At 71.6% G+C, this 13885-nt stretch carries 11 protein-coding genes; 3 read left to right on the forward strand and 8 right to left on the reverse strand.

What is annotated here, in order from left to right:
• The first annotated feature begins 12 nt into the window (after positions 1-12).
• Positions 13-1254, forward strand: coding sequence for an MFS transporter (locus ACTMVF_RS28695; RefSeq protein ID WP_441273987.1), 1242 nt, complete (start codon positions 13-15; stop codon positions 1252-1254).
• On the opposite strand, the gene ACTMVF_RS28700 is transcribed toward ACTMVF_RS28695, so the two are convergent.
• Entirely contained in the window at positions 1174-2337 is a 1164-nt protein-coding gene (locus tag ACTMVF_RS28700) for a GlxA family transcriptional regulator (RefSeq protein ID WP_441273988.1), read from the reverse strand. The two genes, ACTMVF_RS28695 and ACTMVF_RS28700, sit on opposite strands and share 81 nt — an antisense overlap.
• 72 nt (positions 2338-2409) lie before the next feature.
• Here ACTMVF_RS28700 and ACTMVF_RS28705 point away from each other — a divergent pair, with 72 nt between their 5' ends.
• The gene (locus tag ACTMVF_RS28705; RefSeq protein WP_441273989.1) at positions 2410-3738 is read left to right on the forward strand and encodes an MFS transporter; all 1329 of its coding nucleotides are present in this window, start codon (positions 2410-2412) and stop codon (positions 3736-3738) included.
• 34 nt (positions 3739-3772) lie between these two features.
• On the opposite strand, the gene ACTMVF_RS28710 is transcribed toward ACTMVF_RS28705, so the two are convergent.
• Positions 3773-4462, reverse strand: a complete 690-nt coding sequence (locus tag ACTMVF_RS28710) for a flavin reductase family protein (RefSeq protein ID WP_441273990.1) — start codon at positions 4460-4462, stop codon at positions 3773-3775.
• An 81-nt stretch (positions 4463-4543) separates the two neighbouring features.
• Between ACTMVF_RS28710 and ACTMVF_RS28715 the strand changes: the two genes are divergently transcribed.
• Positions 4544-5485: a hypothetical protein gene (locus tag ACTMVF_RS28715; RefSeq protein WP_441273991.1), complete on the forward strand. Its 942-nt coding sequence runs from the start codon at positions 4544-4546 to the stop codon at positions 5483-5485.
• A gap of 77 nt (positions 5486-5562) precedes the next feature.
• Here ACTMVF_RS28715 and ACTMVF_RS28720 read toward each other — a convergent pair whose 3' ends face one another.
• The 6 genes from ACTMVF_RS28720 to ACTMVF_RS28745 form a co-directional block, all read right to left on the reverse strand.
• Positions 5563-6453: an enoyl-CoA hydratase-related protein gene (locus ACTMVF_RS28720; RefSeq protein ID WP_441273992.1), complete on the reverse strand. Its 891-nt coding sequence runs from the start codon at positions 6451-6453 to the stop codon at positions 5563-5565.
• Between the two features lie 16 nt (positions 6454-6469).
• Entirely contained in the window at positions 6470-8716 is a 2247-nt protein-coding gene (locus ACTMVF_RS28725; protein ID WP_441273993.1) for an acetate--CoA ligase family protein, read from the reverse strand.
• A gap of 144 nt (positions 8717-8860) precedes the next feature.
• Positions 8861-10414 carry a flavin monoamine oxidase family protein gene (locus ACTMVF_RS28730; RefSeq protein ID WP_441273994.1) on the reverse strand — a complete coding sequence of 518 codons (1554 nt, stop codon included), beginning with the start codon at positions 10412-10414 and terminating at the stop codon, positions 8861-8863.
• A gap of 190 nt (positions 10415-10604) precedes the next feature.
• A complete protein-coding gene (locus ACTMVF_RS28735; RefSeq protein WP_441273995.1) occupies positions 10605-11819 on the reverse strand; it encodes a flavin-containing monooxygenase in 1215 nt (404 codons plus the stop codon).
• Between the two features lie 276 nt (positions 11820-12095).
• Positions 12096-12914 carry an ABC transporter permease gene (locus ACTMVF_RS28740; RefSeq protein ID WP_441273996.1) on the reverse strand — a complete coding sequence of 273 codons (819 nt, stop codon included), beginning with the start codon at positions 12912-12914 and terminating at the stop codon, positions 12096-12098.
• Entirely contained in the window at positions 12911-13873 is a 963-nt protein-coding gene (locus ACTMVF_RS28745; protein WP_441273997.1) for an ATP-binding cassette domain-containing protein, read from the reverse strand. The genes ACTMVF_RS28740 and ACTMVF_RS28745 overlap by 4 nt, the downstream gene beginning before the upstream one ends.
• Between the last annotated feature and the right edge of the window lie 12 nt (positions 13874-13885).

Raw genomic sequence — 13885 nt, forward strand, 5'->3', positions numbered from 1 at the left:
ACCGTCGTCTTCATGACCTATCGAGACGTCGCCTCCAAGCAGGTCCTGATCTGGGCCTGCACCGCCGTCGCGTCTCGTATGCCGGTCGCCATGGCGCCGTTGGCCCTGGTGTTCCTGGTGCGGGAGCGGCCCGGCGGTTACACCCTGGGTGCGACGCTCGCGGCGGCCTATGTGCTGGGCGAGATCATCGCCGCCCCGGTCCTCGGGATGCGGCTGGACCCCGCTCGCGGCCGGCGTCATCTGGCCGTTGGGCTGGTTGGCGGGGCGGTGGGGTTCGCGGGTCTCGGGGTGCTGGCCGGGGCGCACCCCGTGGTGCTGGGGGCGTTCGCGTTCCTGGCCGGTGCGGCACCGGCCGCGGCCGCCGGCGGTCAGCGGGCGCTGCTGACCTCGCTGGTCCCGGAGCGTGCCGTGGCGCAGGCGCTGTCCGCCGAGTCGATGCTGATGTCGGGCGTGTGGGCCGTCTCCCCGGTCGCGGTCGCCGGCCTCGCCCTCGGGGTGGCGCCACGGGTGCCGCTGCTCTTCGGGGCCGCCCTGATGGCGTTGTCGATCGCAGGCCACTGGCTGCTGCCCTCCGGCTGGGGCAAGGGGGAGCAGGACGGGGAGGCAGGCCGGGCGAGGATCCGCGTACTGATACGCGCCTGGCCGGTGTACGTCACGGGCGCCGCCAGCCTCACCCTGCTGGGCCTCGCCGAACTCACCCTGCCCGCCCTGCTCGAACAGCGGGGCATCGGCGTGGGCTGGTCCGGCCCGATGCTGGCGGGCATGGCGACGGGGGCGGGACTCGGGGCGTTCCTGTACGGCCTTCGGTCGTGGCCGGGGCGGTTCCGCGCGCGCAGTGTGGCGCTGATGTGCGGCATGTCGGCGTTCGTGACCCTCGCCGCGCTGATACCGGGGGCGGCCGGGATCGCGGGCGCGCTCGTCCTGGCGGGCACGCTGCAGGCGGGCGCGCTGATCACCCGCAACCTGTCCCTGCGCGAGGCCCTGCCGCCGGGAGCCCTGGCCGCCGGCTACTCCGTGATGTACGCGGCCGCGGGGGCGGGCTACGCGGCGACGGGTTCTCTCGCCGGCGGCCTGCTCCAGGTGGTCGCGCCGTCCACGGCGATCCTCGCCGGCGTGGCGGTGACCCTGCTGCTGACAGCGCTCGGCTGGTGGGGAGAGGTTCGCCGGGACCCCTCAAGTGCCGCTGAAAATCCTGGCGTTGGGGCTGCCGCCTGCGCGGAAGGTGCGCCGATAGCTGGTGGGTGTGACGCCTAGCGCCGCTTGTAGGTGCTGTCGCATCGACTGGGCGGTGCCGAAGCCGGCGTCCCGGGCGACCTGGTCGACGGACAGGTCGGTGGACTCCAGTAGGTGCCGGGCGCGTTCGACACGCTGCTGGGTGAGCCATTGGCCGGGGCTGACACCGACCTCCTCGCGGAAGCGGCGCGTGAAGGTCCGCACGGACATGGCCTCCTGCTCGGCCATGTCCCGCAACTGGATCGGCTCGTGGAGCCGGCCCAGGGCCCAGGCGCGGGCCGACGTCGTGGACGCCTGCTGGGGGTCGGGGACCGGGCGGTGGATGTACTGGGCCTGGCCGCCGTCCCGGTGGGGCGGTACGACCGTGCGGCGGGCCACCTCGTTGGCGGTCGCCGTGCCGTGGTCGCGGCGGACCATGTGCAGGCACAGGTCGATCCCGGCCGCGACCCCGGCCGACGTCAGTACGTCGCCGTCGTCGATGAACAGGACGTCCGCGTCGACCTTGACCCTCGGGAACAGCCGTTGGAAGCGCTCGGCGTCCGCCCAGTGGGTGGTGGCCGGGCGGCCGTCGAGGAGGCCGGCGGCGGCCAGGACGTATACGCCCGTGCAGATCGAGGCGAGCCGGGTGCCGGGGCGGATGTGGGCGAGTGCGGCGGCCAGTTCGTCGGTGAGGACGCCCTCCTCGAAGACCGGGCCGAGTTCGTACGACGCCGGGATGATCACGGTGTCGGCGGTGGCGAGGGCCCCCGGGCCGTGTTCGACCTGGATGGCGAAGTCGGCGTCGGTCTGCACGGGGCCCGGCGGCCGGATCGAACAGGTGACGACCTCGTACAGATGCCGTCCCCGGGCGTCCTTGGGCCGGCCGAAGATGCGGTGCGGGATGCCCAGCTCGAAGGGGAGGGCGCCGTCGAGGGCGAGGACGACCGTGCGGTGCGGCCGGAAGCCGCGGTCCTTGGCGGCCGTGCCCTCGGTCTGCGTGTCCGGGGCCGCCGTGCCCTGCGACTGCGTGTCCTTGGCGGTCGGGCCCTCGGTCTGCGTGTCCGGAGCGTCCGTGCGCCCCGTCTGCGTGTCCGGGGCTTCCATGTGCTCGGTCTCCGCATCCATGGCCCGATCCTAACGAATGCTGTCCTTCGGGCCACTCGTTCCGGACCGATCACAGGCCCGAAGCTCTATGTCGTGACCCAGACAACCGAGGCAGCAGCCACCGCAGAGGACATCCGGTCGATCAAGGACTCCCGGCCGCGGCGGAGCCGCAAACTGTCACTGCATCGGGCGTGGTTCGTCGCCGCCGTAGCCTTCGTGACGATCATCGGCGCCGCCGCCTTCCGCTCCGTGCCGGGCCTGCTCATCGACCCGCTGCACCAGGAGTTCGGCTGGTCGCGCGGCACCATCGGCGCCGCTGTCTCGATCAACCTCGCGCTGTACGGGCTCACCGCCCCCTTCGCCGCCGCCCTGATGGACCGCTTCGGCATCCGGCGCGTGGTCGCGGTCGCGCTCATCATGATCGCGCTGGGCTCGGGCCTGACGGTGTGGATGACGGCGGCCTGGCAACTGCTGCTGTGCTGGGGCCTGCTGGTGGGCCTCGGCACGGGTTCGATGGCGCTGGCCTTCGCCGCGACGGTCACCAACCGCTGGTTCACCGAGCGGCGTGGCCTGGTCACCGGCATCCTCACCGCCGCCTCGGCCTCCGGCCAGCTGATCTTCCTGCCTGTGCTGTCCTTGATGGTCGATGCGGGCAAATGGCGCCCGGCCGCCGTCACGGTCGCCCTCGCGGCCCTCGCGGTCGTCCCTTTCGTCTGGCTGCTGCTGCGCGACCACCCGGCCGACGTGGGCCTGAAGCCGTACGGAGCGAAGGAGTTCGTGCCCAAGCCCGCCCCCGTGCCGGGCGCCGCGCGCCGGGCGGTGACGGTCCTCTTCTCGGCGGCCCGCACAGGACCCTTCTGGCTGCTGGCCGGCACCTTCGCGATCTGCGGCGCCTCCACCAACGGCCTCATCCAGACCCACTTCGTGCCCGCCGCCCACGACGAGGGCATGCCCGTCCCGGCAGCCGCCTCGCTGCTCGCGGTCATCGGCGTGTTCGACGTGATCGGCACGATCGCCTCCGGCTGGCTCACCGACCGCTTCGATCCGCGCCGCCTGCTCGCGGTCTACTACGCCCTGCGCGGCATCTCGCTGCTGTTCCTGCCGATGCTGCTCTTCCCGACGGTCCACCCGCCGATGATCTTCTTCATCGTCTTCTACGGCCTCGACTGGGTCGCCACCGTGCCGCCCACCGTCGCCCTGTGCCGGGAGCAGTACGGCGACGACAGCGCGATCGTCTTCGGCTGGGTCCTCGCCTCCCATCAGGTCGGCGCCGCGCTGGTGGCCTTCCTCGGCGGGGTCGCGCGGGACGTCTTCGGGACGTACGACATGGTCTGGTACGCGTCGGGGGCCCTGTGCGCGGCGGCGGCGCTGATGGCGCTGGTGATCCGGCGGCGGGCGGTTCCCGATGCGATGGCGGCCTAGTTGAGGCCCTGGGAAGGCTTGGGAAGGCCTGGAGTCAGGTCTGGATGCGGTCCGGTCGCGGCCCGGAGGGCGCCTGGAGGAACCGCCCCTTGTGGAACAGCAGCGGCGTCTCGTCCCCCTCGCTCGCCCCCAGGGCCTCCACCCGGCCGACCACGATCAGATGGTCGCCCCCCGTGTGCACCGCGTGGATCGTGCAGTCGATCCACGCCAGCGTCCCCGCGAGGCGTGGGGAGCCGGTTACCGGGGCCGCGTCGTACGTGACCCCCGCGAACTTGTCCGCGCCGCTCACCGCGAAAGCGCGGCACAGCTCGCCCTGACCGGCGCTCAGGACGTTCACGCAGAAGACGCCCGCGCGGGCGATGCGCGGCCACGTCGACGACGTGCGGCCGACCATGAAGGCGACCAGGGGTGGGTCGAGGGAGAGGGAGGAGAAGGACTGGCAGGCGAAGCCGGCGGGACCGGGAGTGGGCGTGGGGGCCGGGGTGGAGTCGAGGGCGGGGGTCCGCGGGGCGTCGGTGGTAGCCGGTGCAGTGACAACGGCCACGCCTGTCGCGAAGTTCCCCAGCACCCGCCGGAACTCGGCCTTCCCGACCGTGGCCCGCTCGTCCTCGCCGACGCACCGCAGCTCAGGGCGCGGCATCGCTTCGACGGGCGCCCGTTCAGGGGCTGCCTCGGCCGACCTCAGGTAGCGGACGGCGGCGGCCGCCATCCCTGCGTGTCCCATCACACCGACCATTGAAGCTGACGGTATGTCAGATTGGAAGGGGTGCGCGAGGCGCGGCACACGCGCGCGTACGCTGCGCATATGGGGTGGGAAAGCAACGCTGACGGCCCGGAGGGTGACAGACCCGACGATGTGTTCCGTCCGTTCGTCGACCTGAACGCCGCCGCCGCGGTGTGCGCGGCCCAGTTCCCGGCGATCGGTCTCGTGTGGTGGATCGGGGACCCGATGGGCCGCGACGACTACGGCGGCCCATACAGCTTCTTGTTCTATCTCGCCTTCGCCCTCCTGCTCGCCGTGACACCGGTGTTGATGCCGTTCGTAGGCATCGCGCACGCCGTCGCCCACATCGGGCCGGCGGACTTTCTCGCGCGCCTTGCCGCTCGTCACGTACGAGGGCCTGCATGGGTCTGGCACCTGGTGTGCACCGCGGTGCTCGGAGCGGTCTGGGCGGCAGTCGGCGCCCTGCTGTGGGACTGGTCGTTCACCGTCGCGGCACCGCTCCTCGCGGCCCTCGGCGTGCCGCCCGTGCTCGGCGTCGCGTACTTCCGCAGGCGGGCGCGGCACACCGGGCGGCCGCAGGGGTTCTGGGCGGTGTGGCTGCCCTCGCTGTTCGCCTCCGTCACCCTGTTCCTGCTGGTCCTCGTCGGAGGCGTGCTGGGCACGGTCACGGGGCTCCTCGGATACGAGCCCCCTGTGCTGTCCGCCGGGCAGCTCGCCGGCGTCTGGCGTGGTGCGGACGGAGCGGTCCTTCGGCTGGACTCGGGCGGAAAGGCCGAGCTCACCAAGCTGCCCACCGCATCCGAATCCGGTGACTGGTACACCGACCCGATCGACGTGTGTGACGGCACCGGCAGCTGGTCCCCCGGCGAGCAGGGCGGTCGCGAGGCCGTGCTCGTACGACTCGACGGCGGGTGCGGGAAGGACACGTACTGGACGATCGGCGGTACGGAGCGCGAGCCCGAGCTCTTCGCCCGGTTCGGCGACCCGGACGCCGGTGAAGTGTGGATCCTGGTGCGGTACTGAGTTTCCGGAGTCACCGCCGTTTCCGGAGTCACCGCCGTTCCCGGACTCACTGCCCCTTGTCCCCACCTTCCTTGGACTCACCGCCCCTTGTACTCGGCGCCCCTGCGCTCCACGAAGCTCGCCACCCCCTCCCGCGCATCCTCCGTCGTCATGTTGATCTCCTGCGCGGCCGCCTCCGCCGCGAAGGCCGTGCTGCGGTCGGTGTCGAGGGAGGCGTTGACGAGCTGCTTGGTGAGGGCGAGGGCGCGGGTCGGGCCGGTGGCGAGCCGTTCGGCCCACTCGCGGGCCGTCTTGTCCAACTCGCCGTCCGGCAGTACGCGGTTGACGAGCCCCAGCCGCTCCGCGTCCGCGGCGGTGAGCGCGTCGCCGAAGAACATCAGCTCCTTCGCCCGCTGGGGGCCGATGAGGCGGGGCAGGAGATAGGCGCCGCCCCCGTCGGGGACGAGGCCGCGGCGTACGAACACCTGGATGAACTTCGCCGATTCAGCCGCCAGTACGAGGTCGCAGGCGAACGCGAGATGCGCGCCGAGGCCCGCTGCGGTGCCGTTGACCGCCGCGATCACCGGCTTCTCGCAGTCGAGGACGGCCGCGATCAGCCGCTGGGCCCCGAGCCGGAGCGTGCGGGCGACGTCACCGGCGACGCGCTCCGCTCCGGTGGCCGCCCCTCGCAGGTCCGCGCCCGCGCAGAAGCCACGGCCCGTGCCGGTCAGCACGACGGCCCGCACGTCGGGGTCCGCGGAGGCGTCGGCGAGCAGTCGGATGATGCGTTCACGCTGGTCAGGGGTGATGGCGTTGAGGGCCTCGGGTCGGTTGAGGGTGATGCGGCAGACCCGGTTGTCAGTGGCGTGCTGTACCAATGACTCAGCGGGAAGTTCCGGCTCGGTTTCCGGTCCGGTTTCCGGCTCGGTTCTCGGATCGACTTCCGGCTCATTCGCTGGTTCGACGGACTTTTCGGGGGAGGAAGTCATGGAGGTACTCCGCTTCTTACGACGGCTGTTCAGGGGCCGGCCGGCAGATGGCCAAGGCGTCCAGCGCCACGGCCCCCTGCCCCTGCGGCAGCACCATCAGCGGGTTGATGTCGAGCTCCGCGAGGTCGTCCTCCAGTTCCAGGGCCATGCGCTGCACCCGCAGGACGACTTCCACGAGCGCGTCGAGGTCCGCCGGTGGGCGCCCTCTGACCCCGTCGAGCAGGGCACGCCCGCGCAGTTCGGCGAGCATGTCCCGCGCCTGCTCCTCACCGAAGGGCGGCACGCGTACGGCGGTGTCGCCGAGCACCTCCACGAGCACTCCGCCGAGGCCGACCGTCACGGTCGGCCCGAACAGCTCGTCGTGCGCGGCTCCCACCACCATCTCGACGCCCCGCTCGACCATCTGGCAGACCAGGACGCCGTCCAGGGAGACGTCCTCGTAGCGGGCGATCTCCGTCAACTCCCGGTAGGTATCGCGTACTTGGCTGGCAGAGGTGAGCCCGATCCTGACCAGGCCCAGCTCGGTCTTGTGGGCGATCCGCGCGCCGGACGCCTTCATCACCACGGGGTAGCCCACCAGGCCCGCGGCCCGTACGGCGGCCGCCGCGCTGGTCACCAACTGCTCGCGCGGGACGCGGATTCCGTACGCCCGCAGCAACTGCTTCGCCGCATGCTCGCTCAACTGCTGGCCGGGGCGCATCAGCGCCTGTGCCTTGCGGAAGGACGGCGAGGGGGTGCGCGGAGCCTCGTCGAACGGGGAGCGGTAGCCGGCGACGAAGCGATGGTGGTCGAGGTAGGCGCGGACGGCGGTGATGCAGTTCGCCACCGTGCGGAAGGTGGCCACGCGCGAGGAGCCGAGCAGGACCTCGCGGTACGCCGGCTCGGTGCCGACCGGCGACCCCCACACCACGCACACCAGCTTGTCCGTCCGCTCGGCCGCGTCCACCAGGTCCTGGACGAGCCGGTCGCTGAGCGGCGGGAAGGGGCCGGTGACCGGGCAGATCAGTACCCCGACCGCGGGATCGTCGAGGATCGCGTCGATGATCTTCCGGCCGCGCCAGTCGCCGACGGGATGGCCGCCGTTGTCGACCGGGTTGGCCACGCTCAGGTACTCGGGTATCCACTGGTGCAGCTCGGCCTGCTTGGCCTGCGACAGCGTCGGCAGCCTCAGCCCCGCCTCGCTCGCCAGGTCGGCGAAGTGCGCGCCCGTGCCGCCCGAGATCGAATAGACGACGACGCCGTCGGCGCGGGGCGGTCGCGCGCGGGCCAACAGGGCTGCGGTGTCCTGGAGTTCGTCCATGCCGTCGACCCGGATCACCCCGTACTGCCGCATCGCCGCGTCCACCACCGCGTCCGCGCCGGTCAGCTTGCCGGTGTGTGAGGCGGCCGTGCGCGCGCCGGTCTCGGTGCGGCCCACCTTGACGGCGACGACCGGCACCTTGCTGCGGGCGGCCCGGTCGGCGGCGAGCAGGAAGGACCGGCCGTCCTTGAGGCCCTCGACGTAGCAGGCGATGGCTCCGACCTCCGGCCGCTCGGCGAAGTAGGAGATGAAGTCGGCGGTCTCCAGGTCGGCCTCGTTGCCGGTGGGCGCCCAGTGGGTCAGGCGGATGCCGAGCTCCTGGAGGGCGAAGACGGGGCGGCCCTGGTGGCCGGACTGGGTGATCAGGGCGATCGCGGGGCCCTCCAGGTCGTCGCGGAAGCGTTCGAAGGCGTTGAGGTTGGTGTTGGGGCCCAGCAGCCGCATCCCGGACCGTTCGACGGCGGCGGTGAGCCGGTCCTGTGCGGCGGCGCCCTCCTCGCCGGTCTCCGCGAACCCGGCGGCGAAGACGACGGCGAACTTCACCTTGGCCTCGGCCAGTTCCTCGATCACCGGAAGGGGGTCGGCGACCAGCAGTACCGCGAGATCGACCTGCTCGGGCAGGCCGGCGACGGAAGGAGAGCAAGGGATGCCGAAGACGGACGGGCGGCTTGGGTGCACGGGATGGAGCCGGGCGCCGACCCGCTCGGACCAGGCGATCAGCTGGCGGGTGACACCGGTGTTCGGCCGGCCCTCGGCCTCCGAGGCGCCGATCACCGCGACCGACTCCGGCCGGAAGAAGCGGTCCAGATCGGGCACGTCGGAGTGCAGCGGACGGCCGCTGACGTCGAGATCGTCGACCTCGGCCGGCCGGCCGTGGACGGCGGGCCCGGGCTGCTCGCCACAGGCGATGACCCGGGCCCGGCGGGAGTCGGTGGTGAGGGTGCCGTGGGTTGATCCAAGCATCGGTCCGCCCGCTCCTGTGTGACAGCGATTAACTGACGCAGTGTCAGATTAAAGGAACTGACACTTCGTCAGGAATGGCTGTGCACGCAAAGTTGGGCGAGACGACGTGGAAACCTCCGCGGCGACACCCGCGCCGGAGACGGCTCAGAGCGCCTCCAGAGCCTCCAGTACCTCCTTCGCCACCCGCTCCCCCGACCGCACCGCCCCGTCCATGAAGCCCATCCAGTACGTGGAGGTCTCCGTCCCGGCCCAGTGGATCCCGCCGACGGGCTCGCGCAGGGCAGGGCCGTACTGGGTCAGGACGCCGGGCGCGGCGATGGAGACGGGGCCGCCCCGGGTGTAGGCCTCGTTGTTCCAGCGTTGCAGGACGAAGGAGGTGGGGGAGGCCGCTTTCTCGCCGAAGTAGGTGACGTAGTCCTTCAGCACGGCCGCCCGGACCTCCGCCTCGCTCGCGGCGTCCAGCTTGCGGGCCTCGTCGGCCTCGATGAAGCCCATCAGAGCGCCGTAGGAGGCGTCGGGCGGGGAGTTGTCGAAGGTGGAGCTGATCACGCCGGTGTCGCTGACGACCTGGCCGTTGAGGCCGTCGGCGCGCCAGAAGGGGGTGTCGTAGATCGCGATCGCCTTGCCGACCGAGGCCATCGGCAGGCGCTGGGTGAGCTGGTCGCGGGCGGCCGGCAGGAGGGGGTCGTAGGAGATACGGGCGGCGATCGGCGGGGGTGCGGCGACGACGACTTTCTTGGCGGTCACGGTGATGCCGTCGGCCGTCACGGCGTAGTCGCCGCCGGAGCGGGCGATCGTGCGCACCGGGGCGTTCAGCACCACCCGGTCGCCGAGCGTGGCGGCGAGTTTGATCGGCACCAGCTGGGAGCCGCCGACGAAGCGCAGTTCCTGGGCGCCGTTCGCGGTCTCGGTGAGGCGTTCCAGGGTGCCGGGGTGGGAGGCGTTGCCGGCGGCGGCGATGTAGAAGAGGACGAACAGAAAGGAGAGTTCACGGGGTTCGGCCGAGAAGATCGACGTACAGGCCACGTCGAAGAGGAACTTGGCGGACGGGACCACGGCGTTGGCGCGCAGCCAGGTCTCGAAGGTCTGCCGGTCCCATTCGTCGGCCTTCGCGGCGGTCCAGGGCGCGGCGACCGGGATCTGCTTGGCCAGGTCGTCGAGCATGGCCTGCACGATCGCGGCGTTGGCGAGTCCGGCGGCGTCGACGGGCGGGACCGCGCCGAGGATGCCGTCGGTGGCGTAGGGGGTCTTCTTGCCGTCCTTGTAGAGGAGGTTGTCGCCGGTGTTGTAGGTGGCGAAGGTCTGCACGCCGAGGGAGTCGGCGAGGGCCTTGATGCGGTCCTGGGTGGGGCCGATGAACTCGCCGCCGCCCTCGGTGACGCCACCGCCCGCGAGGTCGAGGCCCACCACCCGGCCGCCCACGCGGTCGCGGGCCTCCAGGACGACGACCGACTTGCCGGCCGCCACCAGGTCGCGGGCCGCGGTGAGGCCGGCCAGGCCGGCGCCGACGATCGCGACGTCGACCGTGGGGATCCCCCCGCTCGAGCGAAGCCGAGAGTGGGGGAGGGGTGACGCGGCCGAGGCGGTACCGGCGCCGGTGGCGGTGAGGGTCGCGGCGCCGGCTGCGGCGGCCGCGCCACCGAGAAGTGAGCGGCGGGAGAGCGGGGGGAGTTGGGGGAGCTGTCTTTCGCGTGCCACGTGCGTCCTCCGTCGTAGCGAGGGGGTGGAGCCGGAAAGTTGAACAGTGCTCACATTCTGGCTCCGTGCGGTGGCGCGGTACAGCTCTCGCGCAACTTCTGACGCGCAAGTAACAACGGATCCACGTAAGGGAGTTGAGGTCGTCTGCAGCGAAGGGGAGAGCCGAGGAGGGCCGGGGTGGTCGGGCGGGTCAGCCGGGCAGCCGGGAGACCTGTCGGCCGCGGTCGCCGGCGATGGCCTTCGCGATCTTCTGGGCGTCGATCGCCATCTCGCGGAGGTTGCCGCTGATGGGGTTGGTGTACCCGGTGAAGTAAAGGCCGGGGGCCTTCACGGGTGTGCGGGCGCCCTGGACCACCGGCTTGCCGTGCGCGTCCAGCACGTCGAGATGGCCGACGAGGCCTTCGAGCCCACGGACGTATCCGGTGGCCGCGATCACGGCGTCCGGCGAGAGACGGCTGCCGTCGGCGAGGATGACCTTCCCTTCCTCGAAACCGTCGACGGCGGCCACGATCTCGACCCGGCCCTTGCGTACGGCGTCGACGAGGCCGACGTCGAGAACCGGGATCGCGCCTTCCTTGACCCGGCTGTACAGACCGGTGTCGGGGCGAGGCAGGCCGTGGGCCGACAGGTCCGGCACGCTGAGCTTCGCCACGGGCCTGGCGAGCCGGTCGACGAGCCCGACCGGCAGCCGCCGTACGAGGATGCTCGTGAACTGGGCGGCCCACCCGGCGGTCGAGCGGCGCACGATGTGCGGAACCGTCCGCACCGCGAGCCGCACCCGCGCCGCCCCGCCCTCCACCAGGTCCACGGCGATCTCCGCACCGGTGTTGCCGACGCCGACGACCAGGACGTCGCGGTCGGTATAGGGGGCCGGGTTGCGGTACTCGCCGGCATGCAGGAACTCGCCGCCGTAGGTGTCCCGTCCGGGCCAGCGAGGGATGTGCGGGGTGTGGTTGTGGCCGGTGGCCACGACGACCGCGGCGCCGGTCAGTTCCCGTCCGCCGGTGGCGTGCAGCAGCCAGCCGAAGCCGTCGGGCGAGGGCTCGACGCGGGAGACCTCGACGCCGGTGACGATCTCCAGGTCGTGGTGCTCGGCGTACTTCTCCAGGTAGCGCACCACGTCGTCCCGGGACACCCAGCGCCCGAAGCGGCGCGCCATCGGCAGCCCGGGTAGGCCCGACAGCCGTCGGGTGGTGTGCAGATGGAGCCGGTCGTAGTGGCGTCGCCAGGAGGCGCCGACCCGGTCCGACTTCTCCAGCACCACGGCGCGCAGTCCCTGGGCGCGCAGCGCGTACGCGACGGAGAGTCCGCCGGGGCCGCCGCCGATGACGTAGACGGGGCGGTCCGTAGGGGTCGGATGTCCTGGTTCCGCGGGGGTGCTCGGGGACGCTGTGGAGTCGGCCATGCTCGGGAGCGTAATCACGCAGCCGGTTGATGGGTCTCGGTCAAGACCGGAATTGGTTGCGGATCGATCACGGCTGTAGGAGGGGTGGGTGGGGCCTGTGGCGTAGATCGCCTGGTTGTGGGCCTGGATCTGCTGTTGTGGGGGTGGGGTGGGTATGGGGCGGTCCGGACATTGCCGTTCGCACACACGAACGGGGCGGCGCACTCCGACGGGATGTCGGTGTACGCCGCCCTCGGGTGGACGGGGTGCGGGAGGTGGCCCGCGTCGTCATGGCGGTCACTTCGGGTCGTCGTTGAACCTCGCGGTCGACCAGAAGTAGCCGAGCACCGCGAGGCCCAGGCACCAGGCGACGGCGAGCCATCCGTTGTGGCCGATCTCGGTGCCGAGGAGCAGTCCGCGCAGGGTCTCGATGGCCGGGGTGAACGGCTGGTACTCGGCGATCGGCTGGAACCAGCCCGGCATCGCGTCGACCGGGACGAAAGTGCTGGAGATGAGCGGGAGGAAGATCAGGGGCATGGCGTTGTTGCTGGCGGCCTCGGCGTTGGGGCTGACCAGGCCCATGCCGACGGCGATCCAGGTGAGCGCGGTGGCGAACAGCACGAGCAGTCCGAACGCCGCCAGCCACTCCAGGACGGTGGCATCGGTGGAGCGGAAGCCGATGGCCACGCCGACGGCACCGACGAGGACGACGCTGACGATCGACTGCAGCACGCTGCCGACGACATGCCCGACGAGCACCGAACCGCGGTGGATCGCCATCGTCCGGAAGCGGGCGATGATGCCCTCGCTCATGTCCATGGAGACGGAGACCGCGGTGCCGATCGTGGTGCTGCCGATGGTCATCAGCAACAGGCCCGGGACGAGATAGGCGACGTACTCCGAGCGATCGGCGCCACCGCCGCCGATGCCCGCGCTCATGGTGTCGCCGAAGATGTAGACGAAGAGCAGCAGCAGCATGATCGGGGTGAGCAGCAGGTTCAGCGTGAGGGACGGGTAGCGCCGGGCGTGCAGGAGGTTGCGGCGCAGCATCGTGGAGGAGTCGCGTACGGCGAGGGAGAGCCGGGTCGGGCGGGCGGGGGCCAGGGGGGTGCTCATCGGGCGGTCTCCTTGGGCTGGTTGGGGATGACGGTTCCGCCGGTAAGGGCGAAGAAGACGTCGTCGAGGTCCGGGGTGTGCACGGTCAGCTCGTCCGCCTCGATGCCGGCCGAGTCCAGCCGGTCGAGCAGGGAGCGCAGCTCGCGCTGGCTGCCGCCGCTGGGGAGCTGGAGGGTGAGGGACTCGTCGTCACGTGTGACCTCGTGGAGGGCGGAGGCGGCGGACTGGTAGGCGCCCGGGTCGGTGAAGCGGAGGCGGACGTGACCGCCGGGGATGAGCCGCTTGAGCTCCTCGGCGGTGCCCTCGGCGGCGATCTTGCCGTCGTTGAGCACGGCGATGCGGTCGGCGAGTTCGTCGGCCTCCTCCAGGTACTGCGTGGTGAGGAAGACGGTGACGCCGTCGGAGACCAGCTCCCTGATGATCTGCCACATGTTGTGCCGGGAGCGGGGGTCGAGTCCGGTGGTCGGCTCGTCGAGGAAGATGATCCGCGGGTTGCCGACCAGGGTCATGGCGATGTCGAGGCGGCGCTTCATGCCGCCGGAGTAGGTGGAGGCGGGCTTCTTCGCCGCTTCCACCAGGTCGAAGCGCTCCAGGAGTCGGGCGGCGACCTGCTGTCCCTCGCGCCTGGAGAGGTGGTGCAGGTCCGCCATGAGGAGCATGTTCTCCTCGCCGGTGATCAGGCCGTCGACGGCGGAGAACTGCCCGGTGACACCGATCGAGGCGCGCACCGCCTGGGGGTCGGCGGCCAGGTTGTGGCCGCCGATGTGGATGTCGCCGGTGCCGGGGTCGGCGGAGATCAGAGTGGACAGGATCTTGACCGCGGTGGTCTTGCCGGCGCCGTTCGGACCGAGCAGGGAGAAGATCGTTCCTTCCGGGACGGTCAGGTCGACGCCGTCGAGGACGGTCTTGTCGCCGTAGGACTTGCGCAGCCCGTTCGCCGCGATGGCCAGGGTGGTCATGAGGGGTGCTCC

It is taken from the genome of Streptomyces sp. SD31 (assembly GCF_052068475.1).
Classification (GTDB): domain Bacteria; phylum Actinomycetota; class Actinomycetes; order Streptomycetales; family Streptomycetaceae; genus Streptomyces.

Bases quoted from the DNA above. Each gene is read 5' to 3' on its own strand.
- ACTMVF_RS28700 (WP_441273988.1), bottom strand. From the start codon at position 2,337: ATGGATGCGGAGACCGAGCACATGGAAGCCCCGGACACGCAGACGGGG.
- ACTMVF_RS28725 (WP_441273993.1), bottom strand. From the start codon at position 8,716: ATGCTTGGATCAACCCACGGCACCCTCACCACCGACTCCCGCCGGGCC.
- ACTMVF_RS28720 (WP_441273992.1), bottom strand. From the start codon at position 6,453: ATGACTTCCTCCCCCGAAAAGTCCGTCGAACCAGCGAATGAGCCGGAA.
- ACTMVF_RS28710 (WP_441273990.1), bottom strand. From the start codon at position 4,462: ATGGGACACGCAGGGATGGCGGCCGCCGCCGTCCGCTACCTGAGGTCG.
- ACTMVF_RS28740 (WP_441273996.1), bottom strand. From the start codon at position 12,914: ATGAGCACCCCCCTGGCCCCCGCCCGCCCGACCCGGCTCTCCCTCGCC.
- ACTMVF_RS28715 (WP_441273991.1), top strand. From the start codon at position 4,544: ATGGGGTGGGAAAGCAACGCTGACGGCCCGGAGGGTGACAGACCCGAC.
- ACTMVF_RS28745 (WP_441273997.1), bottom strand. From the start codon at position 13,873: ATGACCACCCTGGCCATCGCGGCGAACGGGCTGCGCAAGTCCTACGGC.
- ACTMVF_RS28695 (WP_441273987.1), top strand. From the start codon at position 13: ATGACCTATCGAGACGTCGCCTCCAAGCAGGTCCTGATCTGGGCCTGC.
- ACTMVF_RS28735 (WP_441273995.1), bottom strand. From the start codon at position 11,819: ATGGCCGACTCCACAGCGTCCCCGAGCACCCCCGCGGAACCAGGACAT.